The organism is Clostridium simiarum (assembly GCF_018919175.1).
GTDB lineage: Bacteria > Bacillota > Clostridia > Clostridiales > Clostridiaceae > Clostridium_L > Clostridium_L simiarum.
In genome coordinates, this window is the sequence record NZ_JAHLQL010000010.1 from 1 (window position 1) to 23,834 (window position 23,834).

Genomic DNA, 23,834 nt, shown 5'->3' on the forward strand with positions numbered 1-23,834 from the left:
ATCTGGTGATTATGGCTTAGTGGTAACACCCGTTCCCATTCCGAACACGATGGTTAAGCACTAAAGCGCTGATGGTACTGCAAGGGAGGCCTTGTGGGAGAGTAAGTCGTCGCCAGGTGAAAACAAGGATCTTTAGCTCAGTTGGTTAGAGCAACCGGCTCATAACCGGTAGGTCCGGGGTTCGAGTCCCTGAAGGTCCACCATATGGGGGTATAGCTCAGCTGGGAGAGCACCTGCCTTGCACGCAGGGGGTCAAGAGTTCGAATCTCTTTATCTCCACCATAAAGTCATGAACTTAGGTTCATGACTTTTTATTTTACCCTTGTTTACAAAATATTAATTATACATAAGTGGCTAATTATATTAGAATATAAGGGAGAAAGGGGAGCTTGTATGTTTTATAGGTTAAAACAGTTCTTATGGGATATAACATCTCCTTTTAAACCTATAGATGATGAGTTTTTAAATAAGTATTTAGATAAAAAAGAATTAGAAGTATTTAATGAATTAAAACCAGCCGAAAAGCATCATTGCATACGGGTAGCTAAGGATGCTTTAAATTATATAAATAAAGAAAATATTAAAGATACTGAATTAGATCAGTGCTGGTTTATGAAGATTTGCCTTTTACATGATATAGGTAAGAAGTTTGGGTCTTTATCGGTTATAGATAGATCTTTATTGGTTTTAATAAATAAGGTACTTAAAGGAAATATGTGTAAGTATAATAGTAGTAAAAAGGTAGACTTATATTATAATCATCCCATAAAAGGGTATATTTATTTAAAATCTTTAAATAAATATGATGATAGATTTTTATATATTATCAAAAACCATCACAATTATGACATTAAAGGAGATAAGTTATTGGATATACTAATATATTATGATAACTTAAATTAAAAGAGGTGATATTTTGGGTTCCAAAGAAAGAAGGGAAAGTATAGAAAAATTATTAATAGAGTCAAATGTTCCACAAAAAGGAATTGATCTTGCCAATAATTTTAATGTAACAAGGCAAGTAATTGTAAGAGACATAGCTATATTAAGAGCACAGGGGCTTAATATAATAGCTACACCAGAAGGATATATTATTCCTAATATGTATGTAAATCAAGTTAGAAAGCTAATAGCATTAGCACATAGCAGAGCTGAAATAGAAAGTGAGCTTAAATCTATAGTAAAATTTGGTGGAATAATAGAAGATGTAATAGTAGAGCATCCTCTTTATGGAGAAATTAAAGCCATGCTTATGATAAAGACTTATGATGATATAAGTAATTTTATTAATAAATTTAAGCAGTCTAATGCAGAGCCTTTATCTTCACTTACTGGAGGTGTCCACATACATACCGTTAGCGCTGAAAATAATGAAGTTATGGAAAAAATACTTCATGAGCTAAGAATTAAGGGATTTTTGGTATCAGATTAAATGGGATTATTTTTATGTAAGAGGTTAGTGCTTTTTAATGGAGTTATAAATCTCTGATATTTTGCAGGAGAGGAGTTTAATCACAATGAAGAAAAAATATAAATTAATAATACCTTTAGTACTTATTTTACTTTTATTTGTTTTTTTTATTGATGCAATAGTAGAATTTGTAATTAATGTAAAATGGTTTAGGGAAGTGGGATATCTTTCAGTATATTTTACTAAGATAGTTGCCACATTAAAATTGATGATACCTATATTTTTAATCTGTTTTATAGGAATTATGTTATATTATAAAAGTCTTAGAAAAAATTTCATAAAAAATAAAAATATAATAGAAATAAATGCAAAAACTAAAAGAAAGGAAAGTATAATTTTTTTTAGTTTTAATACCGTATTGTCTTTTTTAATATCCTATATAACAGCATCTACATATTGGTATAGGATTCTTCAATTCAGCAATTCTGTTAATTTTAATATAAAAGACCCCATCTTCAATAAAGATGTATCCTTTTATATGTTCAAACTTCCACTAATTCAATCATTATTTGCCGCTATGATGGTATTTTTAATAGTACTTTTAGTTTTAACATTTGTAGCTTACATAGCTATGAATACTAAGGATAAGATTCATAATATAGATTTAAAAAATCCATTTTCAAAAATGAAATCCATGAAAAGCAATATAACAAGCTATGTTGGAAAGCAGTTAGCTATATTATCTAGCTTATTCCTTATAATGATAGGAATATTTTATATTTTAAAAGCTTATTATTTAGTTTATAGTCCAAGAGGTGTTGCTTTTGGAGCAAGTTTTACTGATGCTAGAGTTAGCTTGTATTTCTATAGAGGTATATCTGTAGTTGCTATTTTATGCTCTATAGTTGTATTTATGAGCGTAATTAAGGGAAAAGTAAAACCAATAATAATATCCATAATAGCAATTGGAGCGCTTATATTGTTAGAAGGAATTACTTCTTCATTAGTTCAGCAATTTATGGTTAAATCTAATGAACTTGATTTTGAAAGACCTTATATTAAACAAAATATAGATTTTACAAGGAAAGCTTTTAACATTGATCAAATAAAAGAAAATTTATTTGAAGTAAAGAATGATTTTACAAAAGAAGATATAGGTAAAAATAGAGATATTATAGATAATATAAAACTTAATTCCTTTCAACCAGCCTTAGATTTTTATAATCAGGTTCAAGTAATAAGATATTATTATAATTTTAATGATATAGATATAGATAGATATAATATAGATGGAAAGTATACTCAAGTATTTATAGCGCCAAGAGAGATAAATTCAGATGAAATAGAACCAAATACATGGTTTAATAAGCATTTGGTATACACCCATGGATATGGTGTGGTAATGAGTAAGGTAAACTCTGTTACATCTGATGGAAAACCAAACTTTGTAATTAAAGATATACCGCCAGAAAATAGTACTGATATAAAAATAGACAATCCAAGAATATACTTCGGTGAAAATACAAATTATTATGCAATAGTAAACACAAATCAAAGAGAGTTTGATTACCCTAAAGGGGGAGAAAATGAGACCAATAAGTACGATGGAGCTGCTGGTATAAAAATGTCATTTATTAATAGAGTCTTATTCTCTATAAAAGAAAAAAATATAAAGTTTATGCTATCTAATGATATAACTAAGGATAGTAAGATATTAATTAATAGGAATGTAATGGAGAGAGCTAAAACTATAGCACCTTTCTTACATTATGATAAGGATCCTTATATGGTTATACAGGATGGAAGCTTATATTGGGTTTTAGATGGATATACTACTTCAGATAAATATCCTTTCTCAGAGCCACATAAAGAAATAAATTATATACGAAATTCAGCAAAGGTAGTAGTGGATGCTTACAATGGTGATATCAATTTTTATATTTCAGATAAAAATGATCCTATAATAAATAGCTATTCAAAAATATTTAAAGGATTATTTAAAGATATAGATACTTTACCTAAAGAGTTTGTTGAGCATTTTAGATATCCAGAGGAGATATTTAATATACAATGTAGCGTTTTAGGAAAATATCATATAGTAGATCCAGAAGTTATTTATAATGGCGAAGACTTATGGGAGATATCTAAAAACCAAAAGGAAGTTAAGGCTGAATCAAAGCCTACTGAATCATCTTATATAGTTACAAGGTTACCAGATCATGACAAAGAAGAAATGATACTTTTTGAGTATTTTAATATGAGGAATAAAGAAAATATGGTAGCTCTATTTGGAGCAAGAATGGATGGAGATAATTATGGAAAATTAGTTTTATATAAATTTCCACCTAGTAAAACCATATATAGCCCATATTTATTTAAAAATCAGATTAATCAAGATCCTATAATTTCAAAGGAACTTTCCCTATGGAATACAGAGGGATCAAGAGTTGATTATGGAGATACTATAATATTACCTATAAAAAACTCTCTTCTTTATGTAGAGCCATTATATTTAAAAGCTAATGGAACAAATAGTATACCAGAGATGAAAAGGGTTATTGTTTCCTATGGAGATAAGATTGTTATGGCTGAAAATATGGAAAAGGCTCTTGAACAGATATTTAGCAATAATGTAGATAACAAAGCTACTGGAGGTACATCTACATCTGGCAATGAAAATATGAAATTGGCTAAAGATTTATATGATAAAGCTTTAGAGGCACAGAAAAATGGAGACTGGTCAAAATATGGAGAGTATATAAATGAATTAGGAAAAGTATTAGAACAATTAGGTAATAAATAAAAAAGATAATGTTTAAAAATTATCTCCCTCGCTGTAAAATATAGTGAGGGAGATAACTTTGTGACATGATTATATTTGTATTGTTAGGAGGATTTATTTATATGGATTATGATGTATTAGTTTTGGGCGGAGGAATAATTGGTTGTGCTGTGGCCTATGAACTTTCAAAATATAATCTTAATATAGCCCTTATAGAAAAGGATTATGATGTAGCTGATGATGTGGCTATGGTAAATGCAGATATAGTTTATGATGGTATAGAGTGCAAAGATGGGCTTATGGCAAAGTTAGAGATTATGGGTAATAAAATGCTAGAAGAAGTTACTTCTAAATTTAAAGTGCCATTTAAAAGAACAGGCTCATTAATAATAGCAGAAGATGAGAAGTCTGTAAAAACAATAGAAGATATGTATTTAAGAGCTAAAGATAGAGGCATAGACAATGTAGAAATCATAGATAACAATGAAGTGTATAAGCTAGAGCCTAATTTAACTATTGAAGTTAAAAAGGCTATATACTCTAAAAATATAGGTGTTGTTAGTCCATATGATTTAGCTATAGCTTATGCAGAAGTGGCTTTTGATAATGGAGTAAATTTTAGATTAGAAGAAGAGGTTTTAGATATACAAAAGTTATCTAAAGGTCTTAAGGTAACTACAAATAAAAATAAGTTTACTTGCAAGGTTGTTGTAAATACAATACCTAAGGACATGTATTCTATAGATACTGACAAAACCTATGAAAAGGAAAAAAGTGAAATACTTACATATATGCTTTTAGAAAATGAGTATAAAAACTATTTTTCAAAGGTTGTATTTTCTATGAAAGAGGATGAAAAAAAATACTCTGTTCCAACTTTAACTGGAGGGATTATTGGAGCATCTATAACACAAAATGTAGTTGATTTTAGCACTGCTTTAAATAGTGTATCTAGACTTATAGGCAATATAAATACTGAAAGTATAAAGACTGTGTATCATTCAAATTTCTATAGAGATAATATAATTGTAGATGATAGCGAAATAAATCAAGGATACGTAAAGGTTATGGGAAGAAATTATTCTCAGGTGACCTTGGCACCGGCTATAGCAAACTTAATTTGTGAAAGTATAACTAGCAGTTTAAAAAGTAAAAACAAGAAAAATTTTATAGATAAAAGAAGAGATTTTTATAAATTTAGGGAATTATCTATAGAAGAAAAAGATCAAATAATAAGCTTAGATAAAAGATATGGAAAGATAATATGTATGTGCAATCAGATAACAGAGGGAGAGATAATAGATTGCATAAGAAGACCTTTAGGAGCTAGGACTGTTGAGGGAATAAAGAGAAGAACTGGAGCTACTTTTGGAAATTGCCAAGGTGCATATTGTTTAAGTAAAATAGTATCTATACTTGCAAGAGAGACTGATAAAAAGCTTACGGAAATTATTAAGGACTCCAAGCATTCTAAAATGTTAATAGGAAGGATTAAAGAGTTTAATGAGATGTAAGGGGGAATAAAATTGATTGATAAAATATTATGTGAAGAGTGTCCCAAAAGGTGTGTTCTTGACATATATAAATATGAGGATGAAATTGAAATAAAGGGAAATCAATGTGAAGTAGGTATAGAGTACGGAATAAAAAGAATGAGAGATAATAAAAGAATATTTACAACTCTTGTTAGAATGAAAGGTTCTTCAAAACATACTGTGGTGCCAGTTAAAAGCAGTGCCCCTATAGATAAAAGCTTATGGATTGAATGTTCAAAGGCTTTAAGTAGACTACATGTTGGTCCACCTATAAGTATTGGAGATATTATATGTAAAAACATTTTAAATACAGGAGTAGATATAGTGTGCAATATAAACGTAAAGAGAGATTAAAAATATTACACATAAAATGTATTTTATGTTGTTATAAATAATTTATATGGTATAATATTGACATGATTTGATATAATATATATAATATAATATAAAAAAATAATACAAACCGTTGAAGAGGCTAGTATTAGAGTAATAGGTTAAAGAGAGTCAGTGGAAGGTGTAAACTGATACCTTTACTTTAAGAATCCACCTTGGAGGGACTGTGATGAGCAGTACGGATTTTCCGTTAAAATTTATAAAGAGAGTCAATTAGATATATTTAGTTGATTAACTAGGGTGGCAACGCGGAGCTTTTCGTCCCTTATTGGGTAGAGGCTCCTTTTTTATTTGTCTAAATTAATGTATTTTAATAAATATTAAGGATAAAAGGAGTGGTATCATGTTAGATTTAAAAAGAATAAGAAAAAATCCTGAAGAAATTAAAAAAGCTTTGGCTGATAGAGGGGAAGATTTTGATGTATCAGTCATAGATGAAATTGTAAACTTAGATGAAGAAAGAAGACAAATCTTAGTTGAAGTTGAAACCTTAAAAGGAAAGAGAAATCAAGTATCTTCAGAGATACCTAAGCTTAAAAAGGCTGGGGAAGATGTAGAGCCTATAATGAAGGAAATGAGAGAGCTTGGAGATAAAATTAAGGAGTTTGATATTAGAGTTTCAGAAATAGATGAAAGAATAAAGTATATAATGCTTAGAATACCTAATATACCAAATCCTAAGGTTCCAGATGGAGCTTCTGATGAAGACAATATAGAAATGAAAAAATGGGCAGAGCCAACAAGCTTTAGCTTTGAAGCAAAAGCTCACTGGGATATTGCTTCAAACCTTGACATTATTGACTTTGAAAGAGCAAGTAAAATAACAGGATCAAGATTTGCTATATACAAAGGACTAGGAGCAAGACTTGAAAGAGCTGTTATTAATTATTTTCTAGATAAGCACATTTATGATAATGGATATACTGAAATATTACCACCTTTTATGGTTAATAGAGAGAGTATGACTGGTACTGGACAGCTTCCAAAGTTTGAAGAGGACGCATTTAAACTTTCTAATGAGGATTATTTCATGATTCCTACAGCAGAGGTTCCTGTAACTAATATGTATAGAGATGAAACTTTTAATGGGGATATATTACCTATAAAACATTGTGCTTATAGTGCTTGTTTTAGAGCAGAGGCTGGTTCTGCTGGAAGAGATACTAGAGGACTTATAAGACAACATCAATTTAACAAAGTTGAGCTAGTTAAATTCTGTAAACCAGATCAGTCTTATGAAGAGTTAGATAAGCTTGTAGCTGATGCAGAGTCAGTACTTCAAGGATTAAATCTTCCTTATAGAATGGTAAGAATATGTAAAGGTGATTTAGGATTTACTGCTGCATTAAAATATGACTTAGAGGTTTGGATGCCAAGTTATAATAGATATGTTGAAATATCAAGCTGTAGTAATTTTGAAGACTTCCAAGCAAGAAGAGCTAACATTAAATACAAGGAAACTCCAAAAGACAAACCTCAATTTGTTCACACATTAAATGGATCAGGGCTTGCTATAGGAAGAACTGTAGCTGCAATACTTGAAAACTTCCAAAGGGAAGATGGAACTGTAGAAATTCCAGAAGTATTAAGACCTTATATGGGTGGGGCTGAAGAGATTAAGTAATAAGTAAAAAGATTAACGCAAAAATATTATTTTGTGTTAATCTTTTTTTATATATTAAAACTATTTTTAACATAGGTACGTCTAATTTATGAAGGGAGGGGGAATATATTGGATATTGAGAATTTAGTTAAGCTTGCACAAAAGGATGAAGATAATGCTTTTTATGAGCTTATTTCTTTAAATAAAGAAAAAATGTATGTTACGGCTTATGCTTACGTTAATAACAAAGAGGATGCTTTAGATATAGTACAAGAATCTGTATATAAAGCTTACACTTCAATAAAAAAGCTTAAAGAACCTAAATTTTTTAATACCTGGATAACTAGAATAGTTATTAATTGTTCCATTGATTTGGTAAGAAAAAATAAAAAACTTAAGATAAGCAAAGAAGAGGAATTAATGATAAATGGAGCTTACTTAGGGGATTTAAAGGAAGAAAAGATAGATTTAAGAGAAGCTATAAGTTGTCTTGATGAAAAATTTAAGGCTGTAGTTATATTAAAATACTTTCATCAATTAACCTTAGTAGAGGTAGCGGATACGTTAGGGATGCCACTAGGTACTGTAAAAACCTATCTTAATAAGGCGCTGAAAGCTTTAAGGATAGAACTAAGGGAGGTAGATTAGATTATGAATAATGAAAAAGATATTGATAAATATTTTGAAGGTATTGAAATTCCTAAGGAACTAGATTTTTCTATAGAAAAAGGAATGACTAAAGGAAAAAAGGCTAATAAAAGAAATAAAATTATTAAGATAATATCCACTATAGCAGCTATATTATTAATAGCATTATTAAATAAAAATGAGATTAAAAGCTTTAATGATAAACCTATGCCTGATAATTCTAGTGTTGTAGTAAGTAAAAAGTTATGGTTACCTACAGTAGATACAGAAGAAAAGCTTATATCATTATTGGAAAGTAATAATAAAATAGTACAAGAAAAAGGTATGGCTGATAAAGAGAGTTCAGCTTCATCATATTCTAAAACTAATAATCAAGTAGAGGGTGTTGAAGAAAGTGATATAGTAAAAACTGATGGAAAATATATTTATATGATAAGAGAAACTAATGACCATAAAAAGGAATTTATCATTGTAGAGGGATATCCAGCAGAAGATATAAAAATATTATCTACTATATCCTTAGGAAATAATGTTTATAATGAACAGATACAAATATTTGAGGATAAAATAGTGATTATATACGATGCTCAAAATAATCAAATAGATAATGATGTTAATGATGACAATAAAGTCAAAACTGATTTTATAGGAACCCTTCAAAGTAATGTAAAAATCTATGATAAAAAAGATATAAAAGATATTAAGCTAGTTAGAGAAATAAGCTATGAAGGATCACTAATCAGTGATAGGGTTATAGATGGGCAATTATATTTAGTAACAGAAAAAGGATTTTATTACGATTATATGAAAAAGGGAGAATCAATAAATAAAACTCCTCATATAAAAGACTCATTAGAAGGAGATAAGGCTATTGACTTAAAAAGCTTATATTATTGCCCTAACGTGCCTTCAGAAAGCCTTATAACTATAACTTCTATAAACTTAAAGAACCCTTCTGAAAAATCAATTTCAAAAACAATACTAGCATCTGCTAATAATATGTACGTTTCAGAAAATAACCTTTACCTTTCAGGTTTTAATTATGAGGAAAATAAGACATTATTGTTTAAATTCCAATTAAATAAGGGAGAAATAAATTATGTAGCAGATGGAGAAGTATCGGGGCATATATTAAATCAATTTTCCATGGATCAATATGGTGATACCTTTAGAGTAGCAACAACTAGCAATAAGGAAATGAGCAAAAGTGAAGATAATGAAAATAATATCTATGTATTAGGAAGTGATATGAAGCTTTTAGGAAAGCTAGAAGGGCTAGCTAAAGGAGAGAGGATATACTCAGCAAGATTTATTAAGGATAAAGCTTATTTGGTTACCTTTAAGCAGGTAGATCCTTTATTCGTTATAGATATTTTTGATAATAAAAATCCTAAGGTTTTAGGTGAGCTTAAGATACCAGGGTTTAGTAATTATCTTCATCCTTATGATGAAAACACCCTAATAGGTTTTGGACAAAATACTGTTGAAGTAAAAGAAAATGGTAGAGAATTTACGAGAGTTAATGGTATAAAGCTATCTATGTTCGATGTAAGAGACTTGAGTAATCCTAAGGAAATATATAATGAAATCATAGGGGGAGAGAGAACCTACTCAGAGCTTTTATACAATCACAAAGCGCTGCTATTTTCAAAAGAAAAAGATATAATGGGATTTCCTATAATGGAAAGAGAAAAAGATAAATCTTTTAATGGAGCAAAGCTATATAAGGTATCAAAGGAAAAAGGCTTTGAATTTATAGATAATATTACAAGTATAGATGAAGATATTCAAGAAAAAGCTATGTATACAAAACAAGTAAAAAGGTTAATACTCATAGATAATAATATATACTCTATATCAAATCAAGGTATAAAAGTTATGAGATTAGAAGATAGGAAGGTTGTAGGAACAATAAACTTCTAAGACCTTACATTTAGAATTTTATATAGTAAGATGATTGTTTTGAAAAAATCATATATTTCCATAGTTTTAATGGTTAGTCTTTCTATGATAATGTTGCTAGGATGATCATAAAAAACAGCTACTTATAATATTTCTAATAACGATAATAAAAGCACAAGCACTAATAGCAGTGAAGTTAATTCTGTTTTATATAACTTAGCTATACCTGAAAATATAGTTTATTATAGAGATAGAAATAAAGTTATTATTTCTAAAGAAGACACAAGGTTTGAGCTTATGTTTAACGAATTCAAAGAAAGTATTAATGGATTATATAAAAGTAAATTTTTTTATAGATGATTTGAAGAAAAAAGGGATGTTACTAGAATTTGATTACTCCAAAAATGAAACCTTGCAATATACTCATCTCAATGAATAAGGGGAAATTGGGAGTACTCACTTTACTAAGCTTTACTTTAATTTAAATGAAAAGGATAGTGGTAGCAATACCATGGGAACTGAGAGAGATGAAAAGGTCCTGTTGGATTATTTAAACTTAATTATGATAAATTGCTTAGCTTATTAAACAATTAAATAAGTGAATTCAAAAATCTAGTTAAATAAAAAGGTGTGGGAATACTTTAGGGAACTATAAGAAAAAATACTGTGAAAAATTTTTAGTTTGGCACAGTATTTTTTTAGAATTTATAAAATGAAGGGTGATCTAACATGATGCCAAGCCTTGAAAATACAAGGAATAACTGTTGAAATCTTTATACGAAAAATAAATTAAAATTCTACAAAAAAATTTAGAAAGGTTGTTGACATATAATATATGTGCTGATATAATAAAATATGTCGTAAGGACGTGGAAAGATGGTCGAGTTGGTTTAAGGCACCGGTCTTGAAAACCGGCGTACGGGTGACCGTACCTAGGGTTCGAATCCCTATCTTTCCGCCATTTTTTTATAATGAATTATTTTAAGGGCATGGAGAAATACTCAAGTGGCCGAAGAGGCGCCCCTGCTAAGGGCGTAGGTCGGGAAACCGGCGCGAGGGTTCAAATCCCTCTTTCTCCGCCAAAAACACCTAACTTTTAAGTTAGGTGTTTTTTTATAATTAATTTAAATAATTCAAGGATTCTATCCTTATTTTAAAATTTCAAGGCACTGGTAAAATTAAATAAAATTCAGAAGAATAATACAAAGATTTGGTTATTATGATATTCTATAAAGAAGAGATCATAAAATAACTTTGACAGTATTAAGTTTTTAATTGATATACATTAATAGATGAGGAGGTTTACCTCATCTATAACTCAATAAAGTACTTTTAGGTAGGTGAAGTTAAGGAAATGAGTATAAGATTTATATATGGAAGAGCTGGAAGTGGTAAAAGTACCTTTTGCCTTCAGCAAATAAAGAATAGAATTGAAAAAGGAGAAGGAGAAAAATTAATTTTATTAGTTCCTGAACAGTTTTCATTCAAAGCTGAAAAAAATCTTTTAGACAGTGTAGGAGAGAGAGCTTTAAAGCAGGCAGAGGTTTTAAGTTTTAAAAGAATGAGCAATAGGATATTAGATGAAGTTGGTGGTATTGCTCATAAAAGAATGAATGATGCAGGAAAGAATATGCTTCTTTTCAAGATATTAGATCAAATAAGTGATAAACTAAAGTTTTTTTATAAAGCTAGTAAGCAGCAAGGTTTTGTAGATATACTAGCAGAGGTTATTACGGAATTTAAAAGATATAATATAACTCCAAAGATTATAAAGGAATCTTTGAATAAAATAGAGGATTTAGAGCTAAAAAATAAATTAGAGGACCTTTCAAGTATTTATGATGATTTCCAAGAATATATTGAGTCTGGATATATAGACTCAGAAGAAGAACTTACAATATTAGCTAGAAAATTAGATGAAAGTAATTATTTTCATGGAGCAGAGGTTTGGATAGATGAATTCAGCACCTTTACACCTCAACAGTACAGCATAATAGAAAAATTACTTAGATCCTGTAAACGAGTAAATATCACTTTATGCTGTGATGGTTTAAATGGAAATAATGAAGTAGATAATACAGATGTTTTTTCTGTAACTAAAAATACAGAAAGAAAGCTTCTAAAAATAATTCAAGAAAGTGGTATAGGCTATGAAAAACCTATAGATCTAAACAAAGAGTGTTGTAAGAGGTTTGAACATAGTAAAGAATTACAGCATATAGAAAGACATTTCTTTTCATTTCCTTACAAATACTATAATCCACCAGTAAAAAGTTTAAGAATATATAAGGCTTTAAATAGTTATGATGAAGTAGAAAAAGTAGCAAGAGATATAGTTTCTTTAGTGAGAGATAAGGATTATAGATTTAAAGATATAGCAGTAGTTTGTAGAGAACTTTCAGATTATGAAAAGATAGTGTCTGTTATATTTAAAGAATATAACATTCCTTTTTTCTTAGATAAGAAAAGAGATGTTACAGATAATCCATTGGTAGTTCTTATAACCTCTATTTTTGATATATTTATTAAAAATTGGTCCTATGAGTCTGTTTTTAGATATATTAAAACAGGGCTTATAAAGATACCTAGAGAGGATATAGATGTATTAGAGAACTATATATTAGCCTATGGAATAAGAGGATCTCATTGGACTCATGATGAGATTTGGAAATTTGGTTTTGATGATAATAAGGAACTGAGTTTATATGAAGCTGACAAACTAAATAAAATAAATGAAGTTAAGGACACTATAAGAGAACCCCTACTAAAATTACACTCATCAATTAAAAGTGATTATAGAGTTTTAAATATTTGTAGCAGTATATATGAATTTTTGAAAGAATCGGGGACTTTAGAAACTATAGAACAATGGTCAAAGGATTTTTCAGATAAAGGTGAACAAGAAAAATCTGATGAATATGACCAGATAACTGATATAGTAATGCAGGTATTAGATCAGATGGTAGATGTTATGGGAGAGGAAAGGGTAAAGTTAGATAAATTCATAAATATGTTAAATGTAGGTTTTGAAAAATATGAAATGGGACTTATACCGGTTTCTTTAGATGAGGTTTTAGTAGGCGATATAGGTAGGATTAAAAGCCATGATATAAGATCTCTTTATATAATTGGTGTAAATGATGGGGTATTTCCTAAAAGCTCGAGAGAAGAGGGGATACTATCAGATTTTGATAGAAATATATTAAAAGAAAATGGAGTAGAACTAGCTCCAGATACTAAAACCCAAGCCTTTGAAGAGCAGTTTTTAGTCTATACTGCACTTACCATGGGAAAAGAATATATGATGATAACTTACCCCATGGCTGATTTTGAAGGAAAGGCTTTAAGACCTTCTATTATAATATCTAGGATGAAAAAGCTATTTCCAAAGATTATAGAAGAAAGTGATATTGTTAATAATGTAGAGGATAATTTTGAATATATAGTTTCTCCAGAGCCTACATTTAATGAACTTATATCTACTTTAAGAAGAAACTTTGAAGGGGAAGAAACAGAGAAAATATGGTCAGAGGTTTATTATTGGTATAGAGATAAAGAGCAATGGAAAGATAAAATAGCCTCAGTTTTTAAAGGATTTAAATATAATAATTTAGTAGAAAAAGCAGATGAAGATAAAATTAAAGCCTTATATATGAAACCCTTCAATTTTGATGTATCTAGAATAGAAAAATATGCTGAATGTCCTTTTGCTTACTATGTTCAATACGGACTTAAGGCAAAAGATAGGAAGATATATGAATTTTCAGCTCCTGATATAGGAAGTTTCATGCATGATGTAATAGATAAATTTTCAGATAAGGTAAAAGAAGAAAGTTTAAGTTGGAGAGAATTAGACGTAGATTGGTGTAGAACAACCATATCAAATTTAGTGGAAGAAACTATAGATGATAAAAATGCTATATTAAAAAGCTCTGCTAAATATAAATATATGGCTGGAAGGATGAAAAAGATAATATCAAAGTCCATTATGATAATTTCTGAGCATATAAAAAGAAGTAGTTTTGAACCTTTAGCTAATGAGTTAAAGTTTGGATTAGGTTATAGAGACTTAAAACCTATAGAGATATCCCTTCCTTCAGGAGAGATGGTTACCCTTCAAGGAAGAATAGATAGAATAGACAGCATGGAATTAGAAGATAAGGTTTATATAAGGATTATTGACTACAAAACAGGAAATAAGGATTTCTCTTTATCTGATGTATATTATGGACTTCAGCTTCAGCTTTTAGTATATCTTGAGGCTATATTAGAAAATGCGGATAAATTTATAGATTCACAAACCCTTCCAGGAGCTATATTATACTTTAGAGTTGATGATCCTATAGTAAAGGGAAAAAAAGCATTAAAAGAAGAAGAAGTTGAAAATTTAATATTAAAGAAGCTAAAAATGAGAGGACTTTTACTAGCTGATGCTAAGGTAGTAAAAGAGATGGATAATAATATAGAAGGGTACTCTTTAATAATTCCTGCAAGGATAAATAAAGATGGTTCCCTTGGTAAATCTTCAGCAATAACCTTAGAGGAATTTGATGTATTAAGAGAATATGTAAAAGAAACCTTAGTGAAATTATGTGATGAAATGTTAAGTGGAGATATCAGTATAAAACCTATTAAAAAGGATAAATATACAAGTTGTAGTTATTGCAAGTTTTCTTCTATATGTCAATTTGATGCATCTATTAAGGGAAATAAATATGAAAACATAAACAAAAAGACTGACGAAGAGGCCTTAGAGCTTATATATAAACAGGTATCTAATAGACTTATGATTGAAAGCAAGGGAGGTGACAGTGATGGGAGAAACTAAATGGACCAAAGAACAAGAGAAAGCTATAAAAACTAGAGGATCTAATCTTTTAGTTGCAGCAGCAGCGGGTTCAGGAAAAACTGCTGTATTAGTTGAAAGAATAATAAGGATGATAACGGATAAAGAAAAGCCTGTAGATATAGATAAGCTTTTAGTAGTGACTTTTACTAATGCAGCTGCTGCTGAAATGAGAGAAAGAATAGGTGAGGCTATATCTAAAAAGTTAGATAAGGAACCTGATTTAAAGGTACTTCAAAGGCAGCTCACCCTATTAAATAGAGCTAATATTACTACTATGCACTCCTTTTGTTTAGATATAATAAAAAATAATTTTCATTATATAGATTTAGACCCTAACTTTAGAATTGCTGATGGTACTGAGGCGGTTTTACTTAAACAAGAGGTAATGGAAGACTTATTTGAGGAAAAGTATGAAGAGAATAACAATGACTTTATTCTTTTGATGGAATGTTTTACTTCAGGTAAAGATGATATTCATCTTAAATCCATAATAGATGATCTTTATAACTTTTCTATGAGTGGACCTTGGCCTCACAAGTGGTTAAGAGAGAAGGCAGAGGATTTTAATATAGATGAGGCTTTTGATATAGGGCTTTCATCTTGGGGAAGAATAATACTTAATGATATAAATTTAGAGTTAAATGCATTAAGAGAAAAGCTTATGGATGCATTAAATATCTGCGAAGCATCTATTGGCCTAGAACCTTATAAGGAAACTATAATAGGAGATTTAAGTACCTTAGAAGCTCTTTTGAGCTCCTTGGAAAAAGGATTTGAAGAGGTTTATAAAGTTTTTTTATTATCAGACTTTCCTACTATTAAAAGATGTGGAAAAGAGGCAGACAAAGAAGCACAAACTAGAGTTAAATCCTTGAGAGATGAAGTTAAGAAAAAGATTAAGAAAATAACAGAGAATTATTTTATGGATTCCCCAAAAGAGATTAAGGATAGTTTAAAAGAAATGTACCCTGTTATGAGATCTTTAGTAGAGCTTACTATAGATTTTGATAATAAATATAAAGAAAGAAAAAGAGAGAGAGGACTTTTGGATTTTAATGATCTAGAACATCTTTCTTTAGAAATATTAACAGAGATAAATGATGAAGGTAACATAGTACCTTCTAGTATATCTAAAGAATTTAAAGAAAAGTTTGAAGAAGTATTAGTAGATGAATACCAAGATAGTAACAGTGTACAAGAAACCATAATAGATATGGTTTCAAGAAAGTATGAAGATAATCCAAATGTATTTATGGTAGGGGATGTAAAGCAAAGCATATATAGGTTTAGGCAAGCTAATCCAGAGCTTTTTATGGATAAATACATGAATTATTCAGAAGAGGAAGAAGAAAATAATAAAAAGATATTATTATATAAAAACTTTAGAAGTAGATTAGAAGTAATAAATGCAGTAAACTATATATTTAAAAAAATAATGTCAAAGGAAGTTGGAGAACTTGAATATGACTTTAAAGAAGCTTTAAATTTAGGGGCAGACTTTAAGGAAGTAGAAGAATTAGGAACTACCGTAGGTGGTGAGGTGGAACTTAATATAATAGATATAAATGGTGCTGAAACTCTAGAAGATGAAGAGGAAGTATCCTCAAAAAATACAGATTATGATGAGCTAGATGAAGAAGAACTAGATAAGATTCAACTAGAGGCTAGGTTAGTAGCAAGAAAAATAAAGGATATGATAAATCCATCTGAGGGTTTTGTGTTTAAGGTTTATGATAAGAATTTAAATAATTATAGACCTGTAATGTATAAAGATATTGTAATACTAATGAGAGCTACAGCAGGATTTGCACCTACATTTGTGGAGGAACTTGGATTAGAGGGCATACCAGTATATGCTGATTCTTCAGCGGGATACTTTCAAACTGTAGAGATAAGAACTATGATGGCCTTACTTCAAGTAATAGATAACCCTCTTCAAGATATACCAATGCTTTCTATTTTAAGGTCACCTATTTTTTCATTTACACCAGAGGAATTAATAGATCTTAGAATATATAGTAGAGAAAAATATTTTTATGAGTCCATAAAAGACATTGCAGAAAGTGAAGAGGAACTTGCTAACGACCAAGAAAAATATGAATATGAAGTAAACCTAAAAAGAAAATGTAAGTATGTAATTGAAGCTATTGAAAAATGGAGAGAAAAATCTATCCATACCTCTATAGATGAATTTATCTGGTATCTATATACTGATACATCTTATTATGGGTTTGTAAGAGCCATGCCTAATGGGGTTCAAAGGCAAGCTAATCTTAGAATACTATTCCAAAGAGCAAGACAATATGAAAAGACTAGTTATAAAGGGTTATTTAATTTTATAAACTTCATCAATAAGTTAAGAAAAACTAGTGGAGATATGGGAAGTGCTAAGGTATTAGGAGAAAATGAAAATGTAGTTAGGATAATGAGTATACACAAAAGTAAGGGTTTAGAATTTCCTGTAGTCATACTTTCAGGATGCGGAAAAAACTTTAATATGATGGATCTTAATAAACCTATACTATTTCATGAACAGTTAGGATTAGGACCAGATTATATAGATATTATAAAACGTATATCTTATGCTACAATAGCTAAGCAGTCTATAAGAAACAAGATAAGCCTAGAAACCTTGTCAGAAGAGATGAGAATATTATATGTGGCATTTACCAGAGCGAAAGAAAAGTTAATAATAACAGGATCTGTAACAAATTTAGATAAAGCTTCTTATAGATGGTGCTATAGTGCTATGAATTCTACAGATAAAATAGCTTCTTCAGAGACTATAAAAGCAAAAAGTTATCTAGATTGGATAGGTATGGCTATAGCAAAACATCCTGAAGGAAACCTAATAAGAGAAAGGGCTGGTATAGACTTAGATAATATAGATTATAAGGATGATTCTAAGTGGAAGGTACAGCTTTGGAATAAAAATAATATATTAAAAGATGTGGAAGAATCAGAGCTTCAGGAAGATAGAGATAAAATTATAATAGAGGAAAGTGAAAATATATATAAAAAAGAAATAGATAGAAGGCTAGGATATATTTATCCTTATGTTTACTCTTCATCTATGCCAGCTAATATATCCGTTTCAGATTTAAAGAGACAGTATTATGATGAAGAAATGGAGAACAGTGTTATAAGTTTATATAAAGTGGATAGAGTTAAAAAACCTAGATTTCTACAAGAATATAAGGGACTTTCACCAGCAGAAAAAGGCACTGCTCTTCACTCCGTTATGCAACGCATAGATTTAGATAAAATTAATAATTTACAGGATATAAAGACACAATTAAATTATTTTGTTATAAAAGAATTCCTAACTCCAGAAGAAATGGAGTCTATAAACCCATGGAAAATATTTAAGTTTTTCCAAAGTGATATAGGTAAAAGACTTATAAAGGTATATAAGACCTCTGGTGCAGTACAAAGAGAAGTTGCCTTTTATATGGATATACCAAGCACCACTATAAAAAAGGATCTTCCAGCTGTATATGAAAAGGAAAAGGTAAGACTTCAAGGAATAATTGACTGTTATTTTGAAGAGGAAGATGGATTAGTGCTAGTAGATTATAAAACAGATTATATAGGGGAAGATGGTATAGAGCCTATAAAAGATAGATATAGAATTCAATTAAAGTACTATGAAAGTGCTTTAATGAAGATAACAGGAAAAGCTGTTAAGGAAAAATGCTTATATTTATTTTACAATGATACTTTAGTAAATATGTAAAAAATAAGATTGCACAATAGTTTATAGCTTACTATTTTGCAATCTGTTTTTTTTACTCTTTATATATGTAAATATAGTTAAAGATGTTATATAGGCTATATTAAATATAACAAGGTAAGGAACTGCTAAGGTTTTTGTAAAATTTAACATTTTAAGATTATACATTAACACAGAAGCTACTATAAAAATAGGGAGTAATACTATAGAGACCTTTTTAATAGAAAAATTAAAAGTTTTACTCACAATGTAAGAGAGAATATAATATTCTATGGACATGGTTATATAAGCATTAGGAGACCATAAGAATAAAAATATATATCTAAAGCTACTTATAGCACTAGTAATTAAACTTTCAGAGTTAAATATTAAGGGCCAGTTAGTTTTAATTATTGTTTCAGTGCCAAAAAGGTACAGATTTATAACTACTGTCCATGTATACATTATTGTTACCACAAGTAAAGAAATTAAAGAATCCCGTCTCAAATTTTCTTTGTTTTTAACAAAAGGGTGTATTAATAATATAAGTTCTATTGTGGTATAAGAATAAGAGGTATTTATAGATGCCTCTAATATTTTGCTAATTTTAGCAGTGCTTAATATAGGCATTAAATTTAATATGCTACCTTTTTTTAGAGGTAATGAAATAAAAACAATTAACAAAAAAGTTAAAATAATAATTGGAGCACTAGCTTTACATAAAACTTTTAAGCCTCTTGTGGCAGAATAAAACACTATTAAAGTAGTGATTATAGATATTTTAGTAGGAGATAAATGTGGAGATATATATACATAATTTATGGATATAACATCAGAAATCATTTGAGGAATATATAAGATAAATTGTATGCAAAAAATTAACACTAGTATACTGCCTAATACTTTACCAAAAAGTATTTTACTTATATCTATGAGATCATCACAAGGAAATTTTTTTGCTATATAGTTACATAATAATATTATGTATAGGGGATAAATAGAGCCTAATATCACTGGTAACCAACCATCCTGCTGAGTTATAGTGGCTACAGTATATGAAAGTCTTATTAGCTCAACACCTATAAGAGAACATATCAGAAAAGAGGTAACATCTGAAGAATTTAAAAGTTCAGCTTCTTTCATGATACTAATACTCTCCTCTTCCAAATTTCTCGATATGGGTTTTTACATTAACATTAATAATAGAATTAGAAACCTCTTCGTTCCAGTCCACCCCCGTACCTCTACCATATTTAGCAGCAGCAACTCTACCTAAGTCTAAAGCATCTACTTTATATTGAGTTTGCATTTTTTTTACAAAACTTATGCATTGTTCTTCTATATTTTCGCTTATATTTTTTTCAAGAGCTTTTATATTTTCAGGGGAGTTTGACAAGTTATCATACATGGTGTTACCTAAAATATTTCCTGATAAATTTATAAATATGTCAAATACATATTTATCATCATCTTTACTACATTTTATTTTTCTTTTAGATTTAGCAACAAAATCTACAGATTCTTTAGGACTTTCTTTTATATTTATATTACCCATAACGTTACTTTCTCTCATTAAGTTCATAGCTCTACTTTCGTCTATATTTATGATGTTATTTACCTTATCTCCTTTAAAAACAGCCATACCTGTTGTTTTTAGCTTATTATCTTCAATTTGTATATAAGGAAGAACTATATTTCTTCCTTCAGCATCTAATCTAACGTAAATATCTATAAGTCTATAATTGTTAGAAAAAAAATTATAGTTTGTAGATGCCTTTATCATGCCTTCTAAATAATCTCCAGGGTTAGAAAAACCCTCTATATTAAAGTTTAATATATCTATGGATTCAGAGGCAGATACAATGCAAAATGTATTGTCTGTAACGGTTTCTGTGGCAAACAATGAGTTTATAAGATCCATTATGCCGTGATCTCCCATGGACTTTCCTATTACAAGAACCTTTTCAAGACCTGGAAAAAATTTTGCAGGTGCTTCTAGTTGTCTTTTGGATCTAGTTTCCCCTATGGTATTACCGGTACCTTCTAATATTATATTTTTACTTAACTTATCGTTAGAGTAATTATATATAGAGGAATATAGTTTAAACTTATTATTTCCATTTAAATTTTTTTCAATATCAGCTCCAATAATAGCAGGAATATCAAGTTCTTCCACAGGAGCATATACATTACCAACACGGAAGAAGGTATAGATGCTTAAAGTTATTAAAGTTATTGTAAAAAACTTTTTACCGCTCATAGCATACTCCTTTTATATATTCTTAGTTTTTTTATCCCTTATTTTTATAAGTAAGATAAGGGATAAAACGTAGATATAATTAAATAATACATAAGAAGAAGAAAATATGTCCATAAAGTAAGATCTATACTTTTGCTTATATAGAATTAAAGCAAAGAAAAAGAGTAGAGGTGTTAATATAATAGTTAAGTTTCTTTTTTTTAAGGTTGTAAGGGTGGATAACATTTCAAGTCCCATAAATAAGTATGTACCAAGGCAATTAAAAATAATAAAGGACCATATATATATAAAGATATACATAAAGTTACTTATTATTCTTAAATTCACTGTGCTATAAACATATATAAAAGGCCACTTTGATTTTAGCACTATGTCAGGACCTAGGAATAGTAATGTTATTAAAGTAGTTGAAACCCAAATTATAGTACTAAATACTATGGAAAGTAAGGAATATTTCAATATATTTTCTCTAGGAAAAACATATTTATTAAAGAAAAGTAATACCTCTGCTCCTAAGTAGAAGTAGGCTGTATCCTTTGAGGCTAATGCTATATTTTTTATTCCACTACCTAATACAGGTTGTATATTTAGTAAATTTAAATTTTTAAATGAAGAAAGAGATAATAAAATTAACATGAATATAAAAAATACAATCAGTTCATTTACTTTAGAAATAGTATCAATATCTTTAGAAGCTGTATAAATAGATATAAAAAAGCCTATTACAGTTATTTTAAGAGGAGTTAAAAATCCTACCACATAAGTTTCAGATATAGATATTAAATCTCCAGTTATAGTAACAGTAAATATAAGGCATTGTAACAAAAATAAAAATCCAACTATAGAGCCTAAGTATTTTCCCATATAGTCCTTAGTAACATCTATTATATCTCTAGAACCCACCCTTTTTGCAATATAGCAACAGAGAAGTATCATAGTAAAAGGATATATTAATGCTACTATAGTAGCAATCCATGCATCCTGTTTTGCAGTTTGAGCAAGTATGTTAGGCATTTTAAGAAATCCTGGACCTATAAAGCCTCCTATTATTAAAGAAAATAGCTGATAAGATGTAATTTTACCTTTATTATTCATTTTTATTTCTCCTAAAAAGATTTCTAAAGTTTTTTTGTCTTACCATATCGTTTATAGGAGTAGACTTAGGTCTTAAATTCATCTGCCATAAAGGTGCTCTTATGAGTATATCTTTCATATCACTACTATAGAAAGATAAATAAGGTACACCTAAGCTGGTAAGTGAGCATAAATGAACCACTATAAAGAACCAGCCTACAGATAGACCTAAAAAACCCATGGCATTTGCAAGTATAAGCATAGGGAATCTTAAAAACCTTATACTTAAAGACATTTGATAATTTGGTATTAAGAAGGTAGCCACAACTGAAGTACCGACTACTAGTAAGGTAGAGGGGCTTACAACTTTAGATTGTACTGCTGTATTTCCAATAATTATACCTCCTACTATACTAAGGGTTTGGGCTATCCTAGTGGGAAGTCTAAGTCCTCCCTCTCTTAAAAACTCTACAACTAGTTCAATAAAAAGTATTTCAAGAAAGGGAGTTAATGCAATTCCACTTCTTGATTGAACTATAGGAAGTATAAACTTTATGGGAACAAGCTCCACATTATAACTTATTAGTGTTAAATATAGTGGAGACATAGTTATTATTAGAAATATACTTAAAGATCTAAGAAATCTAGTTAAGTTAGAGACTAAAGTTCTTTGATTATAATCCTCCACAGCCTGAAAAAATTCAAAAAATACAGCTGGTGCAGTCATAATATTTGGTACTCCACTTATTACTAAAGCAATTTTACCTTGTAACATGTTTGCTTGAACAATATCAGGTCTTTCTGTGGTATAAAATTGAGGAAATGGAGAGAAGGTATTATCTTCTATGTATTGTGCTACGGTACCTGTATCTATAATAGAATCTACATCTATTTTATTTAGCCTATCCTTTAATTCCTCTAATATAGCTTTATCTACTATGTCATCTATATAAAGTAAGCACACATTAGTTTCAGATCTTTTACCTATCTTCAACATTTCCGAACGTAGATTTTTATCTTTTAGGTTTCTTTTTAATATACTTACATTAACTTCAAGGTTTTCAACAAAGCCTTCTCTGGTACCTCTTACAGAAGATTCATTTTCTGGGTCAGAGATAGTTCTGTATACGCCTCCAACAGTGTCAAGAATTATAAATTGGTCTGAGTACTGAAAAAAGATAATAGATTTTCCCGATTTTATCTCTTCTATAACTTCATTAATATCACTGCTAACCTTTGTATTAGATATAGGTATAAAGTTTTCACAAATGTTTTCAACCATATTTGCTGTTATTTCAATATCAACGTTAATTTTGGTCATAAGGGGGTTAAGTATATCCCTATCAATTACGGTTTTATCAGAAAGTCCATTTATATATACAAGCATTGAATTTATTTTATTTTTTCCTATAACAAATCTCTTAGAGACCACTTCATTTTTTACTCCAAGCTCTTCAACTATAGAATTAAGTTTATTAAGTAAAATATCCATAATATCACCCAACTATAGTATTTATGTATAATGAAAATAATATACCTTAATAATGAAAGTCCTCTTAATAAATAGAGTTCCTAACTTTAGAAGGAGCTTTTACTATCTCTAAAGCTTAGAAATCGTTATCCAAAGATATAACCGTTCTTTATTCCAACTTTGAAGATTGAAGA

At 29.2% G+C, this 23,834-nt stretch carries 14 protein-coding genes, 4 tRNA genes, 1 rRNA gene and 1 other annotated feature; of the genes, 15 read left to right on the forward strand and 4 right to left on the reverse strand.

Annotated elements, in window-relative coordinates:
* Position 1: 1 nt before the first annotated feature.
* From rrf to addA, 15 genes are all read left to right on the forward strand, one after another.
* Positions 2–118, forward strand: a 5S ribosomal RNA gene (gene rrf / locus KQI89_RS16700).
* A gap of 8 nt (positions 119–126) precedes the next feature.
* A tRNA-Ile gene (locus tag KQI89_RS16705) sits at positions 127–203 on the forward strand.
* A gap of 3 nt (positions 204–206) precedes the next feature.
* Positions 207–282, forward strand: a tRNA-Ala gene (locus KQI89_RS16710).
* 111 nt (positions 283–393) lie between these two features.
* A complete protein-coding gene (locus KQI89_RS16715; RefSeq protein ID WP_032123294.1) occupies positions 394–903 on the forward strand; it encodes an HD domain-containing protein in 510 nt (169 codons plus the stop codon).
* A 13-nt stretch (positions 904–916) separates the two neighbouring features.
* Positions 917–1,432 (forward strand): transcription repressor NadR, encoded by a 516-nt coding sequence (locus tag KQI89_RS16720; RefSeq protein WP_032123284.1) that lies wholly within the window; start codon positions 917–919, stop codon positions 1,430–1,432.
* Between the two features lie 85 nt (positions 1,433–1,517).
* Positions 1,518–4,214, forward strand: coding sequence for a UPF0182 family protein (locus KQI89_RS16725; protein ID WP_216458056.1), 2,697 nt, complete (start codon positions 1,518–1,520; stop codon positions 4,212–4,214).
* Between the two features lie 101 nt (positions 4,215–4,315).
* Complete coding sequence (locus KQI89_RS16730; protein WP_216458057.1) at positions 4,316–5,707, forward strand: NAD(P)/FAD-dependent oxidoreductase; 1,392 nt, start codon at positions 4,316–4,318, stop codon at positions 5,705–5,707.
* A 12-nt stretch (positions 5,708–5,719) separates the two neighbouring features.
* Positions 5,720–6,082: a DUF1667 domain-containing protein gene (locus tag KQI89_RS16735; RefSeq protein ID WP_216458058.1), complete on the forward strand. Its 363-nt coding sequence runs from the start codon at positions 5,720–5,722 to the stop codon at positions 6,080–6,082.
* Positions 6,083–6,185: 103 nt separating this feature from the next.
* Positions 6,186–6,390: a binding site (T-box leader), on the forward strand.
* 74 nt (positions 6,391–6,464) lie between these two features.
* The gene (gene serS / locus KQI89_RS16740) at positions 6,465–7,745 is read left to right on the forward strand and encodes a serine--tRNA ligase (RefSeq protein ID WP_032123280.1); all 1,281 of its coding nucleotides are present in this window, start codon (positions 6,465–6,467) and stop codon (positions 7,743–7,745) included.
* Positions 7,746–7,853: 108 nt separating this feature from the next.
* Positions 7,854–8,372, forward strand: a complete 519-nt coding sequence (locus KQI89_RS16745) for a sigma-70 family RNA polymerase sigma factor (protein ID WP_216458059.1) — start codon at positions 7,854–7,856, stop codon at positions 8,370–8,372.
* Between the two features lie 3 nt (positions 8,373–8,375).
* A complete protein-coding gene (locus KQI89_RS16750) occupies positions 8,376–10,295 on the forward strand; it encodes a beta-propeller domain-containing protein (RefSeq protein ID WP_216458060.1) in 1,920 nt (639 codons plus the stop codon).
* Positions 10,296–11,144: 849 nt separating this feature from the next.
* Positions 11,145–11,235: transfer RNA gene (locus KQI89_RS16755), tRNA-Ser, on the forward strand.
* A gap of 30 nt (positions 11,236–11,265) precedes the next feature.
* Positions 11,266–11,356, forward strand: a tRNA-Ser gene (locus KQI89_RS16760).
* A gap of 272 nt (positions 11,357–11,628) precedes the next feature.
* A complete protein-coding gene (addB, locus tag KQI89_RS16765; protein WP_216458061.1) occupies positions 11,629–15,102 on the forward strand; it encodes a helicase-exonuclease AddAB subunit AddB in 3,474 nt (1,157 codons plus the stop codon).
* Entirely contained in the window at positions 15,089–18,859 is a 3,771-nt protein-coding gene (gene addA, locus KQI89_RS16770) for a helicase-exonuclease AddAB subunit AddA (protein ID WP_216458062.1), read from the forward strand. Before addB ends, addA begins: the two co-directional genes overlap by 14 nt.
* Before the next feature lie 21 nt (positions 18,860–18,880).
* Here addA and KQI89_RS16775 read toward each other — a convergent pair whose 3' ends face one another.
* The 4 genes from KQI89_RS16775 to KQI89_RS16790 are packed head-to-tail and all read right to left on the reverse strand — an operon-like array spanning position 18,881 to position 23,661.
* A complete protein-coding gene (locus KQI89_RS16775; RefSeq protein WP_216458063.1) occupies positions 18,881–19,978 on the reverse strand; it encodes a GerAB/ArcD/ProY family transporter in 1,098 nt (365 codons plus the stop codon).
* A gap of 4 nt (positions 19,979–19,982) precedes the next feature.
* Positions 19,983–21,095, reverse strand: coding sequence for a Ger(x)C family spore germination protein (locus KQI89_RS16780; protein WP_216458064.1), 1,113 nt, complete (start codon positions 21,093–21,095; stop codon positions 19,983–19,985).
* Positions 21,096–21,107: 12 nt separating this feature from the next.
* Positions 21,108–22,190 carry a GerAB/ArcD/ProY family transporter gene (locus tag KQI89_RS16785; protein WP_216458065.1) on the reverse strand — a complete coding sequence of 361 codons (1,083 nt, stop codon included), beginning with the start codon at positions 22,188–22,190 and terminating at the stop codon, positions 21,108–21,110.
* Positions 22,183–23,661 (reverse strand): spore germination protein, encoded by a 1,479-nt coding sequence (locus tag KQI89_RS16790; RefSeq protein ID WP_216458066.1) that lies wholly within the window; start codon positions 23,659–23,661, stop codon positions 22,183–22,185. The genes KQI89_RS16785 and KQI89_RS16790 overlap by 8 nt, the downstream gene beginning before the upstream one ends.
* Positions 23,662–23,834: the final 173 nt, after the last annotated feature.